The sequence below is a fragment of the Enterococcus sp. DIV0755f genome, from assembly GCF_051713725.1.
GTDB lineage: Bacteria > Bacillota > Bacilli > Lactobacillales > Enterococcaceae > Enterococcus_D > Enterococcus_D casseliflavus.
On record NZ_JBIOQL010000001.1, the window covers coordinates 3,140,890 to 3,163,501 of the forward strand.

At 45.0% G+C, this 22,612-nt stretch carries 19 protein-coding genes and 1 other annotated feature (1 of these 20 cut by a window edge); of the genes, 6 read left to right on the forward strand and 13 right to left on the reverse strand.

Annotation, left to right across the window (positions count from 1 at the left end):
• Window positions 1-79: 79 nt before the first annotated feature.
• The 3 genes from IGI73_RS14470 to IGI73_RS14480 all read right to left on the reverse strand — a co-directional run bounded on the left by IGI73_RS14470 (window position 80) and on the right by IGI73_RS14480 (window position 2,580).
• Window positions 80-1,291 (reverse strand): ABC transporter permease, encoded by a 1,212-nt coding sequence (locus tag IGI73_RS14470; protein WP_195961355.1) that lies wholly within the window; start codon window positions 1,289-1,291, stop codon window positions 80-82.
• Window positions 1,288-2,022: an ABC transporter ATP-binding protein gene (locus tag IGI73_RS14475; RefSeq protein WP_142964470.1), complete on the reverse strand. Its 735-nt coding sequence runs from the start codon at window positions 2,020-2,022 to the stop codon at window positions 1,288-1,290. The genes IGI73_RS14470 and IGI73_RS14475 overlap by 4 nt, the downstream gene beginning before the upstream one ends.
• 78 nt (window positions 2,023-2,100) lie before the next feature.
• On the reverse strand, window positions 2,101-2,580 hold the full coding sequence (locus IGI73_RS14480; protein WP_005227727.1) for a hypothetical protein: 480 nt from the start codon (window positions 2,578-2,580) through the stop codon (window positions 2,101-2,103).
• Window positions 2,581-2,792: 212 nt separating this feature from the next.
• Here IGI73_RS14480 and IGI73_RS14485 point away from each other — a divergent pair, with 212 nt between their 5' ends.
• The 3 genes from IGI73_RS14485 (at window position 2,793) to IGI73_RS14495 (ending at window position 4,743) form a co-directional block, all read left to right on the forward strand.
• Window positions 2,793-3,218 (forward strand): HIT family protein, encoded by a 426-nt coding sequence (locus tag IGI73_RS14485; RefSeq protein WP_005233401.1) that lies wholly within the window; start codon window positions 2,793-2,795, stop codon window positions 3,216-3,218.
• The gene (locus IGI73_RS14490) at window positions 3,219-3,593 is read left to right on the forward strand and encodes a YtxH domain-containing protein (protein WP_005227717.1); all 375 of its coding nucleotides are present in this window, start codon (window positions 3,219-3,221) and stop codon (window positions 3,591-3,593) included.
• Window positions 3,594-3,708: 115 nt separating this feature from the next.
• A complete protein-coding gene (locus tag IGI73_RS14495) occupies window positions 3,709-4,743 on the forward strand; it encodes a peptidylprolyl isomerase (protein WP_074934658.1) in 1,035 nt (344 codons plus the stop codon).
• A gap of 183 nt (window positions 4,744-4,926) precedes the next feature.
• Here the strand turns inward: IGI73_RS14495 and IGI73_RS14500 are convergent, their stop codons facing one another.
• From IGI73_RS14500 to IGI73_RS14520, 5 genes are all read right to left on the reverse strand, one after another.
• A complete protein-coding gene (locus IGI73_RS14500; protein ID WP_026008117.1) occupies window positions 4,927-5,871 on the reverse strand; it encodes a 3'-5' exoribonuclease YhaM family protein in 945 nt (314 codons plus the stop codon).
• A 16-nt stretch (window positions 5,872-5,887) separates the two neighbouring features.
• A complete protein-coding gene (locus IGI73_RS14505) occupies window positions 5,888-8,563 on the reverse strand; it encodes an AAA family ATPase (RefSeq protein ID WP_208769949.1) in 2,676 nt (891 codons plus the stop codon).
• Complete coding sequence (locus IGI73_RS14510; RefSeq protein WP_438759267.1) at window positions 8,560-9,750, reverse strand: metallophosphoesterase family protein; 1,191 nt, start codon at window positions 9,748-9,750, stop codon at window positions 8,560-8,562. Before IGI73_RS14510 ends, IGI73_RS14505 begins: the two co-directional genes overlap by 4 nt.
• 193 nt (window positions 9,751-9,943) lie before the next feature.
• Complete coding sequence (locus IGI73_RS14515; protein WP_005227708.1) at window positions 9,944-10,285, reverse strand: YlbF family regulator; 342 nt, start codon at window positions 10,283-10,285, stop codon at window positions 9,944-9,946.
• A gap of 70 nt (window positions 10,286-10,355) precedes the next feature.
• A complete protein-coding gene (locus IGI73_RS14520) occupies window positions 10,356-12,518 on the reverse strand; it encodes a PBP1A family penicillin-binding protein (protein WP_208769951.1) in 2,163 nt (720 codons plus the stop codon).
• A 191-nt stretch (window positions 12,519-12,709) separates the two neighbouring features.
• On the opposite strand from IGI73_RS14520, the gene IGI73_RS14525 reads away from it, so the two are divergent.
• Window positions 12,710-13,564, forward strand: coding sequence for an RluA family pseudouridine synthase (locus IGI73_RS14525; protein WP_016620005.1), 855 nt, complete (start codon window positions 12,710-12,712; stop codon window positions 13,562-13,564).
• Window positions 13,565-13,660: 96 nt separating this feature from the next.
• Here IGI73_RS14525 and IGI73_RS14530 read toward each other — a convergent pair whose 3' ends face one another.
• From IGI73_RS14530 to IGI73_RS14540, 3 genes are all read right to left on the reverse strand, one after another.
• Window positions 13,661-14,737 (reverse strand): M23 family metallopeptidase, encoded by a 1,077-nt coding sequence (locus IGI73_RS14530; RefSeq protein WP_194188305.1) that lies wholly within the window; start codon window positions 14,735-14,737, stop codon window positions 13,661-13,663.
• A 141-nt stretch (window positions 14,738-14,878) separates the two neighbouring features.
• Window positions 14,879-15,598: a pseudouridine synthase gene (locus tag IGI73_RS14535; RefSeq protein ID WP_208769952.1), complete on the reverse strand. Its 720-nt coding sequence runs from the start codon at window positions 15,596-15,598 to the stop codon at window positions 14,879-14,881.
• 69 nt (window positions 15,599-15,667) lie between these two features.
• Entirely contained in the window at window positions 15,668-17,314 is a 1,647-nt protein-coding gene (locus IGI73_RS14540; RefSeq protein ID WP_008382016.1) for a putative polysaccharide biosynthesis protein, read from the reverse strand.
• 199 nt (window positions 17,315-17,513) lie between these two features.
• Here IGI73_RS14540 and murE point away from each other — a divergent pair, with 199 nt between their 5' ends.
• The gene (gene murE / locus IGI73_RS14545; RefSeq protein WP_208769953.1) at window positions 17,514-19,034 is read left to right on the forward strand and encodes a UDP-N-acetylmuramyl-tripeptide synthetase; all 1,521 of its coding nucleotides are present in this window, start codon (window positions 17,514-17,516) and stop codon (window positions 19,032-19,034) included.
• Between the two features lie 71 nt (window positions 19,035-19,105).
• Here the strand turns inward: murE and IGI73_RS14550 are convergent, their stop codons facing one another.
• Window positions 19,106-19,405, reverse strand: coding sequence for a DUF5960 family protein (locus tag IGI73_RS14550; RefSeq protein WP_005227682.1), 300 nt, complete (start codon window positions 19,403-19,405; stop codon window positions 19,106-19,108).
• Between the two features lie 220 nt (window positions 19,406-19,625).
• Here IGI73_RS14550 and IGI73_RS14555 point away from each other — a divergent pair, with 220 nt between their 5' ends.
• Window positions 19,626-19,856 carry a hypothetical protein gene (locus IGI73_RS14555; RefSeq protein ID WP_005227680.1) on the forward strand — a complete coding sequence of 77 codons (231 nt, stop codon included), beginning with the start codon at window positions 19,626-19,628 and terminating at the stop codon, window positions 19,854-19,856.
• 105 nt (window positions 19,857-19,961) lie between these two features.
• On the opposite strand, the gene leuS is transcribed toward IGI73_RS14555, so the two are convergent.
• Window positions 19,962-22,376: a leucine--tRNA ligase gene (gene leuS / locus IGI73_RS14560; protein WP_010749009.1), complete on the reverse strand. Its 2,415-nt coding sequence runs from the start codon at window positions 22,374-22,376 to the stop codon at window positions 19,962-19,964.
• An 87-nt stretch (window positions 22,377-22,463) separates the two neighbouring features.
• Window positions 22,464-22,612, reverse strand: a binding site (T-box leader); it runs 71 nt beyond the window's last position.

A 22,612-nucleotide genomic window follows, 5' to 3' on the forward strand; every position in this document is an offset into this window, starting at 1 on the left:
TACCTCTTATTCTAGCTTCCTAAAGGGTCGCCGTCAAGCGCATATGCGTTCGCTTTTTGTAAGAGAGGTTTCCTGAGGATCAGGCGTGCATTTTCTTTAATCGCCCTGGCAAGTAGATGCCTAAAAAAAGACCCGCAAAGAGGAAGAAGCCCACAAAAGCGATGCCCCCTTGCCAAACAACGGGCAAGCGCCAGCAACAGATCACGCCGAAAAAAACAGTCGTCACAAGCAAAAGTGACCCGATAATTTTTTTGATTGCTGCGGCTTTTTGTTTTTCTGGCACGGGATACAAATGGGTCAAAACCATGTATTGAAATTCATTGATCAAAGGGATCAGTTGGAAACCGATCAGATAAAGAAACAAGCAGCCGATCAGCAGACTGATCCAAAGCTCATCGACAAAGAATAAGACGAAGCCACCAATCAAGGATAAACGGACATAAAGACCGCCGTATTGCCCACCACGAATCACTCGGCGCAAGTAAAGATAAAGATACGTATTGCTTTGGGCTGGTTTGATCTTTGCCAGCAACCAGTCGAGGTATTTGCGCCGTTTGGCTTCCGTCGTGATTTGGGGAACATCTGTAAACAAGTTGATAAATCGATAGATCCGTAATAAGCGCGATTGCTCGGCTTGGATCATATAGTCCCAATCCAAGAGCTGACGATTAGATTTCACGCCAAAGAGGAACCAGATTGCTTGGAGGATGCTGATCACCAACCCTAGCCAAGGTGCTACATAAATACTGGCAAGTGTGGCAGCTAACGCACTGGCGAACCAGATTCCTCGCTGCTGTTTGACTTGCTGCTGTGTTTCTTGATACAACCGAATCCGCTGCAGTGAAAGATCCCCCAGTTTTAACAGCCACATCATTCCTAAAAAGAAGGGAAAGGAAGCAAATGTACTGTTTGCGGTGACCACGACTAAAGGCATCGTTGCTCCTACGGCTAAAAATAAGACCCCAAAGGGCAGCCAGAGGGAATAACGCAGGGCTTGACTGAGATAACTTCTCATTTGCCCTTCTTTGGCTAACAGAAAAATCAAATCTGCCGGTTTCGTCAGTGTCGCTAAGCGTCCCAGCGGTAAAACGAAGAGCCAAACAGCGACCACGATGATGCCGCCTAATGGAAACGGCCGCGGCAATGTTTTTAGCAATTCTGAATAATACAGCCCCAGACCTCCCACTAAGAAGGTGCTGATCAAAGCAAAATGATCATTGAAGACATAGCGCAAATAGCGTGTCATCTGTTTTTGATGCCGCTGTAAGCGTTGCGAGAAAAACTGCTTCATGCTTGACTCTCCTTTGTCAGTGCGAGGTACAGATCATCAAGGGAGGCTTCTGGTGCTTGAAATTGGCTTCTTAGCTGCGCCAATGTCCCTTGTGCGCGGATCTCACCGTTATGCAGTAGGATGAATTTGTCACAATACTTCTCTGCGGTTGCTAAAATATGGGTGGACATCAAAATTGATGCCCCGGTTTGTTTCATCTCATTCATCAGTTCCAATAACGCATTGATCGCTAAAGGATCTAATCCTAGAAAAGGTTCATCAATGATGTAGACGCTTGGCTCAATCAAAAAGGCACACAACACCATGACTTTTTGTTTCATCCCTTTTGAGAAGTTTGCTGGGAACCAATCGAGTTTGTTTTCTAAACGAAAGGTTTTTAATAAACGCTCCGCTCGCTTCATGGCTTCTTCTTGCGGAAGGTCATAGGCCATCGCTGTCACTTCAATGTGCTCTCTTAAGGTCAATTCTTCATATAAAGATGGGGTTTCGGGAATATACCCGATTTGTTTGCGGTATTGCTCTGGGTTTTCCTTTAAGGTCAAGCCATCGATCGTGATCGTCCCGCTGTGAGGTTGCAGTAACCCGATGATTTCTTTGATCGTCGTACTCTTCCCCGCCCCATTCAAGCCAATCAGACCAACGAGCTCACCATCGCCGATCGTAAAATCAATATTTTTTAAGACTGGCAGCTGGTTATAACCGCCTGTCACATTTGTTACTTGTAAAGTCATTCTTTTCCTCCGATTCGCCTAATTACGGCTTTCTGTCAACGTAGGCTCTTTTTTTCAATCCGCTAGCAAAACCGTTGCTTATTTTTCTTTATTCGTGACTTGTAAGATAAATTCGTTTTCTCCCACTGTAATGGTTTCTTGCGGCAATTCTTGGCTGCCAAAGCGTTCTTGCCACAGTTGTGCATCACTCGCTGGAAAAATGACCATTTGGATCGCACCGGCGGCAAGACGGGTGGTAAAGGCTTGAACAGCAGCTGGTTCAGCATAGGAAACCAGACTGATCCTCAACTCTTCTTTTTGATACCCTTGGTCGATCGCCCAGGTCTCAACGGCTGTCTCTAATTCACTTTGCACCGTAGGGTCCATCGCTGTTTCAGTGACGATGGCGGCATTGACTACTTCTTCTTTTGGGCGCGTTAGCGAATAGGTGATCGAACCTGCGAACACCACAAAAAGCGTGATCGCAATCAACCATTCTTTATAGGCATAAGCCAAATAGCGGAGCTTCGCTGAAGTCGTTGTTTTTTTCTGTAAGGTTTCTTTGATGATCGGTTTCATAGGTTCCTTCTTTCCAATTGATTTCTGATATTAAGTCTAGGATTGTTGGAATCTAAATGCAAGCGTTTCTCGCTCGCTTTTCGCATTTCTTTAAAAAAGCGCCTTTGTTGAAGGAACAGTTGCCTTGTTCCGACTTTTTCAAAGAGGAATCCAGACGAAAAAAAGCAAAATATGGTAAAGTAGAGGTAATAGATCAAGGAGGTTTTTTTACAATGGAAAATTGTATTTTTTGTAAAATCAACAATCGTGAGATCCCTAGCTACAAAGTCTACGAGGATGAGCAAGTTTATGCCTTTTTAGATATTTCCCAAGTCACCCCTGGTCATACATTGGTGATTCCCAAAACCCATGTGACGGATATTTTTGAGTACGATGAAACGTTGGCAGCAGCGGTTTTTGCCCGCATCCCTAAGATTGCTCGGGCGATCGAAAAAGCATTCCCTGAGATCGAAGGCTTAAATATCATCAACAACAATAAAGAATTGGCGTACCAATCGGTCTTCCATTCCCATGTCCATTTGATTCCTCGTTACAGCAAAGACGATGATTTCAAGATCCATTTTGGCAATCATGCAGAGAATTACACGGGGGAAGAGCTAGCGGCAATCGCCGAAAAAATTGGAAAGCAGGTGAACTAAATGATCGGTAATTTTCTTAAAGGACTTTTGTTCGGTTCCATCGCCGGCGGCTTAGGCGGTTTGCTTTTTGCACCAAAAAGCGGCAATGAAACTCGTGAAGAATTGATTCGCTATTTAGATGACACGACAGAAGCGACTTTAGAATTCAATGACAGTGTCAAACAGCTCAAAGATGCTGTGATGGTAACCCGCAAAACGATCGACGAAACGATCCCAGTTGTGACCGAATCTTTCACGAAAGATTTGGAAGCCTTCAAATTCCAAGCACAACCGCGCCTTGCTCGGATAAAAACCCAAATGGAACAATTGAATCAGCACATCACGACGATTCAAGCCCAAAGCGCAGAGGATGACAAACAAATCGAAAATTTGTAGTTTTTATGAATTTTGTTTGAAACATCCGCTGTTTTCTTTCCAACCATTTCTAGAAGTGGTATAGTAGGTGCAGTGATTATTATGAATCTTTTTAGAATTAGGAGTGCTTAAACGAATGAAGAAAAAATTAATTTTAGTAGCAGTCAGTGCAATGAGTCTTTTTGCATTAGCGGCTTGTGGTAACTCAAGTGAGGAAATCGCAACAATGAAGGGCGGTAAAATCACTGTTCAAGATTTTTATGACAAAGCAAAAACAAGTACAGAAAATCAACAAGCGTTGCGTGAAATGATCGTCTTGAAAGTCTTTAATGAAAAATACGGCGATGACGTAACGGAAGAAATGATCGACGAACAATTCAACAACGTGGCTGAGCAATACGGCGGCAGTGATTCCTTTGAATCAACATTGACTGCCTCTGGTTATACGGTGAAATCTTACCGTGCAGAATTAAAACAACAACTTGCGTTACGTGAAGGCTTAAAAGCCAACATGGATATCACTGATGAAGACATGAAAACTGCTTGGGATTCTTTCCACCCTGAAGTAGAAGCACAAATCATCAAAGTAGCAAGTGAAGATGATGCCAAAGACGTCTTAGAAGAAGCGAAAAAAGATGATGCAGACTTTGGCGAAATCGCTAAAGAAAAATCAACGGATGCGGCAACAAAAGAAGATGGCGGAACGATCAAATTCGATTCTACTTCATCAGCTGTACCAAGTGAAGTAAAAACAGCCGCTTTTGATTTAAAAGATGGTGAAATCTCTGAAGTGATCTCTGCAACCAACACGTCAACTTACACGACAGAATACTATATCGTGAAAATGGTGAAAAACCAAGACAAAGGCAATGATATGGATAAATACAAAGATGAATTGACTGAAATTGCTCAAAACACTTTGTTGAATGATTCAACCTTTATGGCAGCAACGATCGGTCAAGAATTGCAAGCAGCAAATGTGAAAATGAAAGACTCTGACTTAGCAGACTTGCTTTCTGATTACATCACAGCGGCCGAAACAGAAGATTCAACTGCTGACTCTTCTGCAACGGATGCAACAGACAGCTCTGCAGCAGATTCTTCTGCTACTGAGGCAACCGATGATTCTACTGCAACAAGTGAAAGTGCTACAGATTCTTCTGCTGAATAAACGAAAAAAGAAGTGCCGTCATAGCGGTGCTTCTTTTTTTGTGCCGATTAGATTTCTATCTACGATTCAACTGCTTTTTCCAGCTGCTTTTTCCAGCAGCTAAAAAAACCACGCTAAGCAAGCCTAGCGTGGTTTTTGTTCTTTCTATCATTCACTTTGATCGATCAAGCTGCAACATCACTGCTACACTTCTTTCGGTACATAAAAACTCCGATTGTCCATGCCAAAAATTCGGTCTGTGTATTGACCAGGTTCTGTCAGGCGGATCGAGGTCAGCATCATTTGCATGGAAGCATCCAAATTATCGATCTGATGGAGGATCTCCGCTTCCATTATGCGGGGCCGAACAGGTGACCCATATTCTAACAAGCCATGGTGGGCTAAGACCATATGCCGCAAAACAACGATGTCTTCTTGTTTGTCATCAAATTTCAAAGCAATACAGGCTTGCGTGATTTCTTCATCCACTAAGACCAAATGCCCTACTAGATTCCCCGCTAAGGTATATTCTGTCGTCATGGGACCTGTCAACTCGATCACTTTTCCTAAATCATGTAAAATAATGCCCGCATACAGCAGTGACGCATTTAATTCAGGGTATTCTTTGACGATCGCTTTTCCTAAGCGCAGCATAGTTGTCGTATGATACGCCAATCCACTGGCGAAGGCATGGTGATTGCGCTTCGCAGCTGGAAAATCAAAGAATTCCTTTTTATACTTGTTCAACAAGAAACGGACGATGCGATTCCAGTGAGGATTTGTGATCTCAAACAAGGTTTGACTGATTTCTTCTTCCATCTCTTCTTTTCGCAAGGGCGCTTTTTCCATGTATTGGCTTGGTTCGTGGGGTTCTTCCGGCTTCGCTAAACGCAAATGCATGATTTTGACTTGCGGATTGCCTTGGTAAACTTCTCGTTTCCCATCTAGTAGTACCACTTTCCCGGGTTCAAAACGGGCGATTTCTTCATCTGATGCATCCCAAAACTTTCCATCGATCGTGCCAGATGTATCCTGAAACGTGAAGGCAATAAACTTTTTGCCGTTTTTCGCGATCCGTACATCGGCATTTTTGATCAGTAAGAAAAGTTGAAACGTTTCATCAACAGTTAATTCACGAATTTTTTTCATGGGCTTATTTGGCCGATCAGCCAAATCTTTCACTTCCTTTACTCAGATCCTGGATAGGCTGCTGGTACTTCTGATAATAGCTTACCATTTCTTGGTCAGAAGACAAACAAATTACTTGATAACTTTGTCCAAACTCTTTTAATAGTGCTGCGAAGCGTTCCTTACGAACACTGTCATAATGCAACCAACCATCATCAATAATGATCGGGCACAACGGGTGATTTTTTTGCAGCGCTAGATAACCGAAACGTAACGCCATGATCAACTGATCCTTCGTTCCTGTGGACAAGTCAATGATCGAAAAGGTCTCGCTGGCATTTGCCGCTACTAACAGACCATTTTCCAGAAGAATCTTTTGATAACGTCCGTTTGAAAGCTGTTCAAAATAAGTCGAAGCGGCTGACAATAGCTGCGGCAATTGCTGTTCTGACAACTCGGTCGTGACATCCGTTAAAATCGAAGCCGCCAACTGACGACTCCCCCATGCCACAGCAAGTTCTTCAATGACCGCCTTTAGCTCACTTTCTTCTTGATAAAGCTGATTCAAGGTGCCATTTTTTTGACTAGCTACTGCTTCTAATTCCAAGCGCTGTTTTTGCTCCGTCAACTGCTGTATTTGTGCCTGAAGCTGTGTTTGCTGCTGCTTGATCTGGTCTTTTTGCTGCAGCAATTCTGCTTGTGTGACTGGTTTAGGATAAATCGGTGTTAACATCCCCGCCAATTCTTCTGCTCGCTGCTGCGTGCGTTGCGCCGCTTCCCATTGCTTCAACCAGAGGCTGATTTCTGCAGGGTGATCTAAGCCTTGTTGCTGCAAGAGCGCACTGGCTTGGGCAAACAGTTGGTCGCGTTCGTTGCGGGTACGGGTCAATTGTTGGGCCAATAACGTGCTAGGTTGTTGCAACCGCGAAAGCTTGATCGTTTGCATCTCTTCATGAAACTTCTGCAACATCGCCGCTTTTTCTAACAAGGTTTTGTTTTGCAGCGGCAGCCACTCCGCATACGGACGGAATTGCTCCTCAAAGGGGGCCAATTCTTCCGTGACCGCTTGCCGTTCTTGATAGGCTTGCTTGCGCTGCTGTGAGTAGGCTTGATAGCTAGCAACATCTTCATCATAGGCGAATAGATACGACTGCCAGTTTTCCACCGGCAAATCACCAAAAAAGGGTGTCAACGCTTGGTGGGCACGGCTGATCTGCTGCTGCTTTTGCTGCTGTTCATTTTCCAGCTGTGCCAACTCTTCGCCCAGCAGATCCAGCTGCATGAGGACCGTCTGCCATTCTTGCTTGATGCCTTGCTGCTTGTTTGGTGCTGCTTTCATCAGCGGCAAAATACTGCCGATGATCGCTGCGATCCCCGCACCTAATGCAAGCCAGCGCCAGGGACTTGGCAAAAAGATACCGATCACTGCGACTAGCCCACCGACGATCCCTAGCGGCCATAGTGGGCGAGAAACGGGCTTGCGGCCAATCAATTGAGGATGCTGCTGTTCTAAGCGGGCCGCGGTGTCTTGCAAAGGTTGCGCTTTTTCTTCTAAATGCCTCATGCGCTTTTCGAGCTCTTCTAACTGCACACGTTCTTGCAGTAAACGTGTGGTTTGTTCATGGATCGAAGCCGTTACTAGCGGCGGCGATTTTCTGCTCCACTGGCGCTTTTCAATCAAGCGATTCAACTCTGTGATGGCGACTGTTTCTTGTTGATTGGCTGCTGCTTCACGATCTGCCAAACGCGCCATCGTCACTTGCTGCTGCAGCAAGTGATTGATCTGATGCTCGTGATCAAGGTAAAAGAAATACTTGTCTGATTCTTTTCCTTGCTCCAACTGATCTAATTCGGCTTCTTTTTTGCGAATTTCTTCCGTCAGCTGCTGATACTGCTGATAAAACTGTTTGATGGCTTGGACTTGCTGAGGATCGGCTAGCGTATCTGCTGGTGCCATTTGCTGCCACTCTTCATAAAGGCCCCAGTGACTCAGCTGTTGCTGATTTTCCTGATAAGCGTCATTCAATGCTTGATACTGGTGCCGCAAGTCTTGGATCTGTTCTTGCAGCTGGGCGATCTGTTGATACTGCTGTTGGATGCGGCTTTCTTCGCTTTCTTTTTCCGCAATCGTTTTTTGCAGTTTTTCTAATTGTTTTAACGCTTGGTTCAAAGGCAGCTTTTGCCCTCGTGGCTTGTATTGCTGCTGATTGGTGGTTTCATATTGCGCCACTTGCTGCAGCATTTTTTGACTGCCGCTGATCCCTAGAGAAATCAACGCTTGGTGCAGCTCATTTTCTTCTAGCTTATCGATCTGGGTCAATTGCTCTTGCTGAAAAGTAAAGACATCGAAGAACAATGCTCGATTGAGGGGCTGCAGGTGTTGTGCCAGCCATTGCTCATCGACCGTCTGGCCAGCGACATGGACTTTGGCACGACCACGGTCCACTTGCCGATAGCGTTCCACGATCACTTCGCCGAAGGGTTCCAGCGCCAACCATAACTTGCCACCGTAAGCAGCACCGTTTTTGGGGGTATAGTCTTTTTTCTTGGCTGTCTTTTTCGAAAAGCCAAACAAAATGGCGGCAATAAATTGATACAACGTCGATTTTCCGATCTCGTTGTGCCCAAAGAGCAGCTGATTTTGCGGATGAAAGGCAAAGCTTTGTTCATGGTATTTCCCAAAACCGGTAATCTCTGCTTTTAAAATTCTCATGACTGCTCCTCCCATTGAAAGTCGTCTTTCAACAATTGCTTGGCTTGCTGCAAGACTTCTTCTTGAAATGATTCATGGGTGATCCCCCGCTGGATCAGTGGATGCTGCAATAGATCCGACAATCGATCCGCAAACATCTCTGGCGACTCATACATCGCTAAAAACTGCAGCATATAATCTTCTGATACCGCCAATGCGATCTTGTCTTCATTGGCTTGCTCGACTTCAAGGGCATAGATCACTTGCAGCGGCTCTGTTTGTGCCAACCGTTCATTGAGGTAGGTCAGCCATTCATTTTTTTCCGCAGCTGGAAACCAATCTGGCGGCAGCTGCTGCACATCGGTCAACACCAGATGCAGCAAGCGCGAACCAGGACTTTTTAAGCGCTCGATGATCGCTGGCAATACGGCATTCGAGGCAGTCACATCCGCTAAGGAGACCACTTGCTTTTGCCAAGCGATCTCTGCGATCTCCAAGCGCTCGATCGTTGGTCCCTGCGGCGTTAAGTCTGCCAAAATCACCCCAGTCGCCTGTTCTTTCTTGGTCTTTCCTTGAGGTGTACTTGGATAGAGAATCGGTGGCTGCTCTGAGAGCGTCTTAGGTATATGGATGTGCCCCAAGCCCCAATAATCATAGCCTTTTTGCTTCATTTCACTGATTGAAAAGGGGGCATACCGTTCACCAGCTTGGTCCCCATGGTAAAGCCCGATATGGTAATCCACCGCTGCTCTTGCAGGAAATTCTGTTACTTTATTTTCAGTAATCCAAGGATGTTGGTAGCTAAATCCACTGATTGCATAGGTTTCACCGTTTTTCGTTGTTCCTTGTACCGTTTGAACTTCTTCCGATGAAAAGAGAATGACGTTTTCTGGAAAAGCAAACCAATACCGTTGCGGATCATAATAATCATGGTTGCCGAAAATCATATAGACTGGGATCTCTGCTTCTCCCAGTCGTTGCAGTTGGGCAAAAAAGTCATGCTGCACTTTTAGACTCGGCCGTGCTTGATGGAATGTATCCCCAGCCAGCAAAACAAAATCGACCGCTTTTTCTAAAGCAACATCCACCAAATTACGGATGATTTTTTGATTGATAGCAGGGAGTTGGGTCTTCACTTTTTCAGATAACAGATGGACCCCTTCAAATGACCGGTCGATATGCAGGTCTGCACTATGTAAAAATCGCATTTCTTTCTCCCTCCTTAATGCTTCTATCATAACATTTATCAGTCATTTCGTCAGCAAAACACGAAAATTTGTTCGCCTTTTTCATAAAAAAAACCAAAGAAGCGCTTTTGAAACTTCTTTGGAAACGACTCTTGCAGTTGCAGCCGGTTTCTCTGAAGTTTCACTTGCTTCTTTGGTCTTTGTTTGTTGGCGATTACGCTTCGTATAGATCTCTTACAGGACCCATGATGATGCGGTTCAAGTCATTGGCTACTAAACTGAAGGCTTGCTCTTTTTGCATCAAGTCAGAAACGATGCCGTCTTGTTGAATTTTTTGCGATAATTCTTGGGCTTTTTGCGCTTCTTCTTCCGTCATTTCTTCGCCAGCCATCATTTTTTGTTGCAGGCTTTGTTGCAACTCTTGAAACTCTTTGAATAACGCGTACGCTTCTTCATTTGCTTTCAAACGGTCGAAAGAACCTTTCAGATCTTGAAATTGTTCTGACTCCCGTAATTCACGTTCTAATTGGTTTGCTGTATCATAAATATTTGCCATTTTGACGCCTCCTCTTTTTTTCTAGTATACCATTCTTCTCAGGTTCTAGACTAGCAGTTGCCTAATTCCTTTAATTTCCACTAATGGAATTCCACAAGCCGCCAAACAATTCTTTCGTTCCTTCTTTGATCTTGCTGCCGAATTCCTTCATACCTTCTTTGGCGCTTTCGGCAAAGTCATCGATGGTTTGCTGCCAATCATTGCCATTTTGTGACGTACTGCTATCAGGATCTGGTACCTCATCGGCTGCCATTAATTTTCCGCCTGTCCAATAAGCGTCTGCAACTTGGAATTGGGTGCCTTGACTATAAGGCAGTAAGCTTTCGGCCTCTGCTTTAAATATTTTCCCAACAACTTGTCCGCTAGTTCCCGTTAAGTAATGATCTTCACTCACATGTTCAAATCCTAGCCAGGTTGACAGAACCATATCAGGAGTATAGCCGACGATCCATTGGTCATTGACCTTAGAAGCATCAAAGTTGGTCTCTGTCGTACCCGTCTTACCGGCGATCGTAAAGCCGTACGGACTAGCACTAACCCCCGTCCCGTTAGAGAAGGTTCCTAGCATCATGCTCGTCATTTTATCAGCGGTCTCTTTAGAAATCACGCGTTTGCCTTGCACAGACGTATTGTCAACGATCACGGCACCAGTTGAATCAACGATTTTGGTGATCAAATGCGGTTTGTAGTAATACCCGCCATTAGCGAAAACGCCATACGCTGCTGCCATCGTCATTGGAGATTCCCCTTTTTCCAAACCACCTAATGCTAAGCCATAATATTTGTCGGATTCGGTCAAGGAAAGACCGAATTCTTGTGCTTTGCTATACCCGCGATCTAAGCCGATCTCATGCAGCAGCCAAACTGCTGGCAGATTCAAACTTTGGGCGAGGGCTTGATACATGACTGCTTCGCCAGCATAGGTCCCGTCAAAGTTTTGAGCATCATAAAAATCAAGGGGCTCGTCTTTCAGGACACTGTCCGGTTCAAACCCAGCTTCTAGGGCAGGGGCGAAGACGCTGATCGGTTTGATCGTGGAACCTGGTGAACGTTTCATTTGCGTGGCAAAATTAAATCCTCTAAAGACGTGCTCACCACGACGACCCACCACCGCTTGCACCCCACCGGTATTCGGATCAAGTGCGACAGAGCCAGATTGCACCATCGTGCCATCAGCGGCATTTTCAGGGAACAAGGCATCGTTTTTATAGGCAGCTTCCATTTGTGCTTGGTAGTTTTGATCCAGGGCTGTATAGATCTTGTAGCCGCGATTCATGACATCATCGGCGTCCAACCCATAGGATTCGGCTTCGTCGATGACCGCATCGAAATAATAAGGATACTTATAGCCAGATTCTGAATTGCCAAATCCATCATAAAGTAAATTGGCTAAGGCAACTTGTGATTCTTGGTCAGCAACGGACTGGTCCAACTTGCCGTTATCCACCATCAAACTCAAGACGGTGTCGCGACGGTTCGTGGCGTTTTCCAGATTGTCGATCGGGTTATAGATCGAAGGACCTTTGAGCATCCCCACCAACGTCGCAGCTTCTCCCACGCTTAGTTCAGAAGCATTGACACCGAAATATTTTAGCGAGGCATCTTGAATGCCCCAAACCCCGTTACCGAAATAGGAACTGTTCAAATACATTTCTAAAATCTCATCTTTAGAATATTTCTTCTCGATCTCGATCGCTAAGAAAAGCTCCTTGGCTTTTCGACTAAAGGTTTGATCCAAGGACAGATAGGCATTTTTAGCAAGCTGCTGGGTGATGGTACTTCCCCCACCGCCTTCGGCACTGCGGTTGACCAGCATACGTAGGGCTGCCCGAGCGATCCCTTTGATATCAAACCCGTGGTGATTATAGAAGTTGCGGTCTTCAGTTGAGATCAAGGCGTTGACCACATCACTGGAGATGGCATCAAGAGAAACGTACGTGCCTTTTTGCGAGTACAACTGCCCTGCTTCATCACCATTGGCATCAAAAATCACCGTCGATTCTTTCAGACCTGACTCTAATTCACTGACTTTCGTATTTTTGGCGATATAAAATAAATACCCGCTCATGATTAAGATAGCAACTAAACTAAGTAAAATAAAAATTTTATTTACGTGGTATTTTTTCCAAACCCGCTTGCGCCATTGATGAAATTGCTGCAAATACGGTTTTAACCAGCGCCAAAAGGTCAGCCAACCGGTCTTTATTTTGTGAAGGATGTGTTTCCAATCCATTACTTCACGCTCCTTTGGTTAAGTGTAGCATAAATGACTTTCTTTGTTATACGGCTCTAGACGTAATTTCATTCGAAAAGAATGCTTTATTATTCTAGCATTGAATACTCTGTTTTTTATTGTTTTTTTTATAAGAAAAGCTTAAAGATGCTATAATAGTCGGTAGCGAATAGCAAAGAAAGGACGTTATTATGGAATACACCATGACTTTACCCGAAAATCACCCGCCCATGCCGCTTCGCGATTTGTTGGAACAGGAGTGGCTCGTTCCACGAAAAGTGCGCCATTTTCTGCGCACACGGAAAAATGTGGCCGTCAATCAGCAGCCCGCGATGTTTCATCAAGAAGTTCGTGGCGGTGATCAAATCACTTTGATCATTGAAGACAGTGATTACAGCTACCAGCCGATCCAGTTAGGCCAAGCGGACAAAGTCGACGTACTTTTTGAAGATGAACACTTATTGGTGCTGAACAAGCCTGCCGGGGTCAAGACGCACCCAAATCAGCCATTAGAAGCCGATACTCTGTTGAATGATGCAGCTGCTTACCTTGCGCCGAAACAGCAGCAGCCTTATGTGGTCCATCGTCTAGACAAAGAAACCAGCGGTGTGGTTTTATTTGCAAAAAATCCTTTGGTGTTGCCGATCTTGGGCCGAATGCTGGAAAACAAACAGATTTTCCGTCGCTATCAAGCCACTGTTTTGGGGAAACTTACGCAAGATCAAACGATCGCCAAAAAAATCGGTCGTGACCGTCACGATCGTCGCAAGCGGATCATTGACTCCCGCAACGGTCAGTCAGCCGTCACCCATGTAACCATCGCTCACGCCCAACAAAAGACAACCAATGTGTATTGTGTGTTAGAAACTGGTAGGACCCACCAAATTCGCGTCCACCTTGCCAGCATCGGTCATCCAGTCGTTGGCGACCCGCTTTACCAAAACAAACCAGCGCCACGTTTGCTGCTGCATGGCTACGAATTGCATCTAGAGCATCCTTTTACCAAAGAACAGTTAGTGATCATCGCTCAACCGGGCTTGTGGTAAGCAACCAAAAAGCATGACGACTTGAGGAATCCCTCTTGTCAGTCATGCTTTTTGGTTTCAGATGATTTTCTCCATGCTTCTACTTGGTATTTTGGTTTATAGCGGTAAGTAAGCTGCTGGATCAACGAATTCTGACCACAACGTCTTACTCAGTCCAAAGTGCAGATGGACGCCTGTCGAATTTCCAGTCGTCCCCATCGTACCGACTTGGTCGCCGACTGCAACGGTCGCCCCCTTTGAGACACTGACAGCTGTTAAATGAAAATAATACGAGTAAAAGCCATTATCGTGAGCCAAAATCACGTAATTTCCAGTGCTTGGGCCATAGCCAGCATCTTCTACCTGTCCATCACGAGCGGCGACGATCTTCTCCCCCGCTTGACCTGTGAAGTCGATCCCGTCATGCTGCGTCCCTGAAAAACCAGTCGGGTCTGCTCGAGTACCAAAACCGCTGGAGATCGACACGGAGCCAGTGATTGGCAGTGAAAATTCACTGGCTGCCGCTTTCTCCGCTGCTTCTTTGGCTTTTTGTTTCGCTTCTTCAGCTGCTTTTGCTTCTTGCTCCACTTTTTCTTGTAGGTCTTGCACTTGGGCTTGCGTCTGCTGCAGCTGCTCTTGTTGGGACTGCAATTCTTTTTTGGCTGTTGCTAATTGTTCTTCGCTATGTACTAATTGGGCTTGCGTCAAGGTTTGGTACGAAGTGATTCGTTGTTGTTCGGCTTCTTTTTCCGCCAATTGTTGGTTCACTTCCCGTAAAGCCGCTTGTTGTTCACTAAACTTGCGTAGTTGCTGGATCGTGGCTTGCGGTCCATCGACTACCAGACTGCTTTGCGCTTGGCTTCCTTGGTGCTGGGCTTTTTGATCATTCAGTGCAGTGATCTGCGTTTGAACTTCCTTGCTTTCTTCTGCCAATTGGCTTAATTCTTCCTGATAATCCGCTAATTGACTTTCCAACGCTGTGACTTTCTGTTGGCTGGTGGTGACTTCGTCTTCATAAGAGGCTAGTTCTGTGGTCAAAACCGTCAGTTCCTCGCTACTCTTGGTTTCAGCAGCATAACTGATAGCTGGCTGGAAAAGCGGCAACGTAAGGGCGAGCAATAAAAAAATCTTTTTCTTCAATGAGGTAACTCCTTCTTTTTTTAGTAGCTTGGCTACTTTAACATGCTTATTCATGAAAAAAAAGAGGGTTTTTCCAACAGTTTAAAGTCTATTATTGCAAACTTTCATGTAAATCACCTGTAAAACGGGCTTTTTTTACAAATATTGCAGCCGAATAACAACTTTTATAAGAATTTCTTTAGCTCGCCGATCGTCTTATCCTCGCTCTTGCAGCTCCGCCAATTCCTCAGGAGTCAATTCCCGATACTCGCCTAATGCCAAATCATCTGGCAGGGACAGGCCTCCCATGCGAATCCGTTTCAAATAAACGACTTCTTTTCCTACTGCATGGACCATCCGTTTGACTTGATGAAACTTGCCTTCATGGAGGATCAGTTTGATTTCGCTGCGCGTTTCGTCTTCATCGACGTTGAGGATCTGCAGTTCAGCCGGCAAGGTCCACTCGCCGTCTAATTTGATGCCTTTGGCAAAGGTTTTTTGATCCTCCGCTGTCATGATTCCCTCGACTTGGGCATAATATTCTTTTTCCACATGCTTCTTAGGCGACAATAATTGATGCGCCAATCCGCCATCGTTCGTAATCAGCAAAAAGCCTTCGGTGTCTTTATCCAACCGTCCTACTGGAAACAAATCTTCGCGAAACGCTTCTTCAGAAAACAAATCTAAGACCGTCTCTTCATAGGAATCGACGGTTGCCGAAATCACTCCAGCGGGTTTATTCAGCAAATAATAAAACTGGCTTTGATAGACGATGGGTTCCCCCTCAAAACAAACGGTATCTTGTGTTTCTAGTACTTGCGCTTTGTCACTCTTGATGACTTGTCCATTGACGGTCACGAGACCTTTTTTGATCAACTGTTTCACTTCTTTGCGGGAGCCATAGCCCATATCCGCTAAAAACTTGTCTAAACGCATCGGTTTCTTCCTTTCATATAAAACAGCCGCCAAGGTCTCGCAAAGGAGGCTCAGCGGCTGCTTCTAGTTTTATTTGATGTGTAATTTCTGGCGTAAACGAACCATTGATGAGCCGAGTAGTTTTTCAGCTAAACGCAATTTCAGCGCAATGTAGATGTACACACTGCCACCGACTCCTGCTACTAGCAAGCTCAAGATAAAGGCTTGGACTTTTCTTTCCGAGCTAAAGATGAGACCAAAGAGTTGGCGGGCGATCAACGCTGCGATCACCATAATGATCGTCATCGCGCCAATCAATAACGTCCGTCGCAACGTTAAGTTTACATTGAAATGGCCTTTGCGAATCATCTTGCGAATGTTCAGCCAGCAGACGATCCCTAAAGCAATCGTCGTGGAAACTAATGGGCCATAAACTTGGAACAACCGAATCGCTGGATACTGCAGGATCAACTTCACCAGCAATCCTACAAAGAAGAAAACAACGGCTTCTTTGTTGTGGTACATTCCTTGCAGCATACTAGAACTAAGCATAAACAAGCCCAAGACCAGACCAGACAGACAGGCAGCGACTAAAACGCTCGCTCCTAACGCATCTGGACGATAAAACAAGGTGTATAAGGGATAAGACAGCACGATCATCCCGAAGGTCGCTGGGAACATTACAAAGGAATACAATTGTAAGTTGTTGCTGATCAATTTAGCTAAGTTCTTTTTGTCTTTTTTGGCGACTGCTTCACTGATCAAAGGCAAGCCTGTTGAAGCCATGGAAGTAGCTAATCCGATAACCACCATCGTCAACTTATCAGGGTTGCTACCGAAAATCGCCATTAATTCTAAGAGCTGATCATTTGAAAATTCAGTAAAACTACTCATGATCCGCACAAAGGTGTATTGATCCACCAATTTTAAAATCGTGATCCCAGAACCAACGATAATAAAAGGGATCGCTTCTTTGATGGTCGCTAAAACCAATTCTTTGGTTTGCAACACGGTTTCTTCTTTGCTCATATCGACTAAGACGTCCATCCGCACCCGTTGCTTTTGGAAGTAATAGCCTAAAACCAAAATACTGGCTAAGACACCGATAAAGGCGGCAAAGGTCGATTGCGTCACAGCCGCCGTGTATTCGCCTTCGATAACCCGCATAATGATGAAGGTCGCCAAAAGCATATAGCAGACGCGGGCGATTTGTTCGACAACTTGCGAGATCGCAAAAGGTTTCATGTCTTGGTTTCCTTGGAAGTATCCTCGCATAACACTCATACAAGGAAAGACCAATAGTGCAATGCTCAATGAGCGCATTGCAGGAATCAATTCTTCCCCGCCACCTGAAGCCGTTGCCAACCATGGGGCTGCCAAATACATGATTCCGGCGGTCACCACGCCAAAGCCTGCCATCAATTGGAAGGCCCTTAAAAAGAGCTTCTGGCTGGTGCGGTATTCTTGGCGAGAATTATAAAAAGAAATCTGCTTGGCAATTGCCGATGGGATCCCAGCAGTTGAGATCATTAAAAATAAGGCGTAAACATTATAGCCCATCCCAAATAACGCATTTGCTTTATCGGCATTTGCCCCCATCCAATAATACCAAGGTAAAATGTAAATGGCGCCAAGCAAACGTGAACCGATATTGCCCATTGTCATCCAAGCAGATCCTTGAGCCATTTTTTCTTGTGTAGTTAATTCTTTTGACACTGAACGCATGTGATTATCCATCGCCATTATCTCCAACTTTCTACAAACATATCCCTTCCATTTTAATTCGAAAAAGAGTTGGTCGCAATCTATTTTTGCAACATCTTAAAGTTTCTTCAAAATAAGAAGAAAAAAAAGAAAACTTTTCCCTCCTAAACGGCGGTTTTTAGGAGTTATGCTATAATAAGAGAAATCTTTAGAGGAATGAAGGAGAACAACGATGCAAAAGGAACTCATTACCGTGCCACAGATCCGCAAACTCTTATTGCAGGAAAACCTATTAAAAGAAATCATCACCCCCACTGATTGGGTTTATACCGTGCCGCAAGAAATGACTGATATTGCCTTTACCTCCTTAAGTTACGACTCGCGAACGGCCGATGCGGCAACGCTTTTTTTCTGTAAAGGGGCTTCTTTTAAAGAAAGCTACCTAGCCGCCGCCATTGATCAAGGCATTCAGTGCTACATTTCAGAAACACCTTATGACAACTTCGCAACCTACGGGATCATTGTTACGGACATTCGAGAAACGATGGCAGTGATCGCTCAAGCGTTTTATGGCAACCCGCAAGAACAGCTGGTGACCATCGGCATCACTGGCACCAAAGGCAAAACCAGCTGCGCCTATTTTGCTCGGGCGATTTTAGCAGAATCGACGGGTCAAAAAGTAGCATTCTTTTCATCTGAGGAAAACTCAGTCGACGGAAAAACCTTTAATGAAGCAGTGTTGACGACCCCCGAAACACTGGATCTTTATAAGATGATGGCCGAGGCTGTCGCAAACGGCATGACCCATCTTGTGATGGAGGTTTCTTCCCAAGCCTATAAAACCAAACGAGTCGCCGGTATTACCTTTGATATTGGCGCGTTCTTGAATATTTCGCCTGATCACATTGGACCAGTGGAACATCCAACTTATGATGATTACCTTTACTGCAAACGGGAACTGATCCGCAACAGCAAACAGATGATTTTAAATCGCCAAAGCGATCACTACCACTTGCTGCGAGAAACTTGTGAAGTCCATCAAGTTCCTTATATCACCTACGGACGTTCAGACGCCGATTATGTCGTCCAAGAAGGGACAGATCTAAAAGGCTTTGCGCTGTCAGCTGCTTCTGATGTCTTGCAAGTCTCTGGTGAATATCAACTGGGGATCTTAGGTTCTTTCAACCATGAGAATGCTGCAGCGGCGATTTTAGCTGCCTGCTTAGCGGGTGCCTCTCGTGAGGACGCTCAGAAAGTCCTGCCGACAGTGATCATCCCTGGACGAATGATCGTTTTAGAAAAAGAAAATGGTGCAGTCATGATCGTTGACTATGCTCACAATTACCTTAGCTTCCAATCATTAAGTGAACTTGCCCGCCAATTGCGCCCAGAAGGCCGCCTGCTTTTTGTCACTGGCAGTGCTGGCGGCAAAGCCCAATCTCGCCGAGCAGATATGGGACGAGCGCTAGGAGAATATGCGGACAAAGTCTACCTGACCAGCGATGATCCTGATTTTGAAGAAGCAGCTGCGATCGCAAAAGAAATCGCAGGTGCAATCACCAATCCTGAAGTCGCCATCATTCATGAGATGGATCGGGCTCAAGCCGTCAAATCAGCGATTGCTGAAGCAGACAGTAAGGATATCGTGATTATTGCGGGCAAAGGCGCCGAACAATACTTGAAAGTCGCTGGAAAAAAAGTCCCTTACATCGGTGACTTGACCTTAGCGCAGCAGCAAGCCAAACACCAATAGCAACAAGTTGCCTCAACAAAAAAACTTTCAGATGATTTAACAGATCATCTGAAAGCTTTTTTTCTGCGTGACTAAGGTTGTTCGTCTTCGTAAGTCTCATAGACATAGGGTGCGCCATCATAACGGAATTCTGTTGAAATGGCCGCGTCAAGGTCTTCGGTAAACATTCGTTTGCTGAAAGGAAACAAAAAGACTTGCCCTTCTTTGGCATCTTCGGCTGCTAAACGGTAAAACAGCTCTTCTTCTGTTAATTGTTGATTCAACTGTTCCAAGACATCGGCAGTGACTGCCTCTTCCTCATAGCCAGGTTTGGCAATCCGTGCATAATCTTCAAAAAAAGCCGACTGGCCTTCAAATGATTGATACTCCATGTAAGTCCCCTCTTTCTTTTCTCTTACTTTATTATACGAGAGTCCGTGAGGATCAGCGAATAATATGATCGGTCTACAGGGGAATTTTTACTCTTCTGGTGCTTAAATATGTCAGAAACATTTCAAGTGTATTACGAATCAATTATTTGACAAAATCAGATTGAACACGCATCCAAATTTTGTATAATGATACATAGAGACTATAAAAGGGGCAAATGTAATGAACAACGCAAAGAAAAAAATTTTCGTCGGTACTGGTGCTGCAATTGGTTTTGTCGCAATCGTTGCTATGATGGCTCAGTTCATGATTTCCAATCATCTATTTGGCGGAAGTGATGCTTCATCAGAAATTTTCACTCGCGCTACGTATCCAAACGGCTTTCTACTAGTGATCTTGATTCCATTGGTCGCAACAGCCGCTTTGTTCTATGGGATCATTCGCAAAAAATAACAAAAAAGTGTTGCTGAGAACTACTCAGTAACACTTTTTTTCTTTGTCGTCACCAAAAAGCTGCCTAACAGACCCTCGATCTGCTAGGCAGCTATTTTTTAGCGTTTAGTTTGCAACGATATTGACCAATTTGTTCGGTACGACGATCACTTTACGGATCGTTTTTCCTTGGAGCTGTTCTTGGACAAGTTCGTTTTCTTGCGCCAATTGTTCAAGCACTGCTTTTTCGGCATCCGCTGGCACCATTGCTTTGGCGCGAACTTTGCCGTTGACTTGAAAGACGACTTCGATCTCGTCTTCCACTAGGGCACTTTCGTCATAGGTTGGCCATGGCACATAAGAGATCCCATGGTCATTCCCGAGGATCGACCATAGCTCTTCCCCGATATGCGGTGCGATCGGAGCCAATAGCTGCACAAATCCTTCGACATATTCGTAAGGCAAGGCATCGGCTTTGTACGCTTCATTGACAAAGACCATCAATTGGGAAATCGCCGTATTGAAGTGCAGCTGCTCAAAATCTTCCGTCACTTTCTTAACGGTTTGATGGTAAACTTTCGACAATTTGCCATCGTTGAATGTCGTGATGCGGTCACGCATTTTGCCATTTTCATCGACGATCAAGCGCCACACACGATCCAAGAATTTACGACTGCCTTCAAGACCATTCTCATTCCAAGCGATCGATGCATCCAATGGTCCCATAAACATTTCATATAGACGCAAAGTATCCGCACCGTATTGATTGATGACATCATCTGGATTGACGACGTTGCCGCGGGATTTTGACATTTTTTCATTGTTTTCCCCAAGGATCATCCCTTGGTTGAACAATTTTTCAAATGGTTCTTTCGTTGGCACGACACCGATATCATACAAGAATTTATGCCAGAAGCGAGCATAAAGCAAGTGCAAGACAGCGTGCTCTGCGCCACCGATATAAATATCGACTGGCATCCAGCGTTTCAATTTGTCGTAGTCTGCCAAAACAGACTTATTATGAGGATCGATAAAGCGCAAGAAATACCATGAGCTTCCAGCCCATTGCGGCATCGTATTGGTTTCACGACGTCCTTTTTTCCCGGTTTCAGGGTCGGTGACATTGACCCAATCTGTGACATTGGCTAATGGCGATTCACCAGTACCGCTTGGTTTGATATTGTCGGTTTTTGGCAAACGCAACGGCAGCTGATCTTCAGGAAGCGTCGTAGTCGTACCATCTTCCCAATGGATGATTGGTATTGGCTCTCCCCAATACCGTTGGCGAGAGAACAACCAATCGCGAAGACGATAGCTGACTTCTTTTTTCCCAACGTGGTTTTCTTCCAACCATGCGACCATTTTTTCGATGGCTGTCTCTTTGTCTAGCCCATCCAAAAAGTCTGAATTGATATGCAGTCCATCTTCGGTATAGGCAGATTCTTCCACGTTGCCCCCTGCCAATACAGGAATGATCTCTAAGCCAAATGTTTTGGCAAATTCGTGGTCACGTTCGTCATGGGCAGGAACCGCCATGATCGCACCTGTTCCATAAGAAGCCAAAACATAATCGGCGATCCAAATCGGGATCTCTTTGCCATTCACGGGATTGATGGCATAGGCACCTGTGAAGACACCAGTTTTTTCTTTGGCCAAATCTGTTCGGTTCAAATCAGATTTTTTCGACGCTTCTTCTACATAGGCATCAATGGCTGCTTTTTGTTCTGGTGTAGTGATTTGGGCCACTAGCTCATGTTCTGGCGCCAATACGGCGTAGGTCGCACCAAACAAGGTATCTGGGCGAGTCGTAAAGACGGTAAAGTCTTTTTCCATCCCTGCCACTTTAAACGTAACGTTGGCTCCGACCGAACGTCCGATCCAATTGCGTTGCATTTCTTTGATGCTTTCTGGCCAATCAACTTCTTCTAAATCGTCCAACAAACGATCAGCATACGCTGTGATTTTCAGCATCCATTGGCGCATCGGTTTGCGGATCACATCGTAGCCGCCCCGTTCGCTTTTGCCGTCAATGACTTCTTCATTGGCGATCACGGTCCCAAGCTCTGGTACCCAGTTTACTGGAACTTCGGCTTCATAAGCTAACCCTTTTTCATAAAGCTTGGTAAAGATCCATTGCGTCCACTTGTAGTACTCGGGATCTGTCGTATTGATTTCACGATTCCAGTCATAGCTGAATCCTAGCGCATTGATTTGACGGCGGAAGGTCTCAATATTTTTCTTCGTGAATTCCGCTGGATCATTTCCAGTGTCTAGTGCATATTGTTCGGCAGGCAGACCAAAGGCATCCCAGCCCATTGGGTGCAGTACATTGTACCCTTGGCTGCGTTTGAAGCGGCTCAAGATATCCGTAGCTGTATAGCCTTCTGGATGTCCGACATGTAATCCTTGTCCAGATGGATATGGGAACATATCTAGCGCATAAAATTTTGGTTTGTCCGGCTCATCATGGGTGTTGAATTCATTTTTCTTTGCCCAATATTTTTGCCATTTTTTTTCGATTTCTTTGTGATTGTAATTCACGATGGACTCCTCCTAAAAAATTGGTGTTTTGCTCGTCAAATCAACCAGCAAAACTTAAAAAAAGTCCTATAAAAATCGCTATGATTTTTATAGGACGTTATCAACGTGGTACCACCTAAGTTTATCTGCTCCTCAAAAAAGCAGACCTCGATGTTTTAACGGCCATCGCCGTATCTGCCTAGCCAAACCAGGTTCAGTCAGATATCACTCGAAGACGAGTTCGAAAGGTGTGCTGT

Bases quoted from the DNA above. Each gene is read 5' to 3' on its own strand.
- IGI73_RS14510 (WP_438759267.1), bottom strand. From the start codon at position 9,750: ATGCGATTTTTACATAGTGCAGACCTGCATATCGACCGGTCATTTGAA.
- IGI73_RS14500 (WP_026008117.1), bottom strand. From the start codon at position 5,871: ATGAAAAAAATTCGTGAATTAACTGTTGATGAAACGTTTCAACTTTTC.
- IGI73_RS14490 (WP_005227717.1), top strand. From the start codon at position 3,219: ATGATCGGTAATTTTCTTAAAGGACTTTTGTTCGGTTCCATCGCCGGC.
- IGI73_RS14555 (WP_005227680.1), top strand. From the start codon at position 19,626: ATGAACAACGCAAAGAAAAAAATTTTCGTCGGTACTGGTGCTGCAATT.
- IGI73_RS14515 (WP_005227708.1), bottom strand. From the start codon at position 10,285: ATGGCAAATATTTATGATACAGCAAACCAATTAGAACGTGAATTACGG.
- IGI73_RS14535 (WP_208769952.1), bottom strand. From the start codon at position 15,598: ATGCGTTTAGACAAGTTTTTAGCGGATATGGGCTATGGCTCCCGCAAA.
- IGI73_RS14520 (WP_208769951.1), bottom strand. From the start codon at position 12,518: ATGGATTGGAAACACATCCTTCACAAAATAAAGACCGGTTGGCTGACC.
- IGI73_RS14470 (WP_195961355.1), bottom strand. From the start codon at position 1,291: ATGAAGCAGTTTTTCTCGCAACGCTTACAGCGGCATCAAAAACAGATG.
- murE (WP_208769953.1), top strand. From the start codon at position 17,514: ATGCAAAAGGAACTCATTACCGTGCCACAGATCCGCAAACTCTTATTG.
- IGI73_RS14540 (WP_008382016.1), bottom strand. From the start codon at position 17,314: ATGGATAATCACATGCGTTCAGTGTCAAAAGAATTAACTACACAAGAA.
- IGI73_RS14480 (WP_005227727.1), bottom strand. From the start codon at position 2,580: ATGAAACCGATCATCAAAGAAACCTTACAGAAAAAAACAACGACTTCA.
- IGI73_RS14475 (WP_142964470.1), bottom strand. From the start codon at position 2,022: ATGACTTTACAAGTAACAAATGTGACAGGCGGTTATAACCAGCTGCCA.
- IGI73_RS14485 (WP_005233401.1), top strand. From the start codon at position 2,793: ATGGAAAATTGTATTTTTTGTAAAATCAACAATCGTGAGATCCCTAGC.
- IGI73_RS14495 (WP_074934658.1), top strand. From the start codon at position 3,709: ATGAAGAAAAAATTAATTTTAGTAGCAGTCAGTGCAATGAGTCTTTTT.
- IGI73_RS14525 (WP_016620005.1), top strand. From the start codon at position 12,710: ATGGAATACACCATGACTTTACCCGAAAATCACCCGCCCATGCCGCTT.
- IGI73_RS14530 (WP_194188305.1), bottom strand. From the start codon at position 14,737: ATGAATAAGCATGTTAAAGTAGCCAAGCTACTAAAAAAAGAAGGAGTT.
- IGI73_RS14550 (WP_005227682.1), bottom strand. From the start codon at position 19,405: ATGGAGTATCAATCATTTGAAGGCCAGTCGGCTTTTTTTGAAGATTAT.
- IGI73_RS14505 (WP_208769949.1), bottom strand. From the start codon at position 8,563: ATGAGAATTTTAAAAGCAGAGATTACCGGTTTTGGGAAATACCATGAA.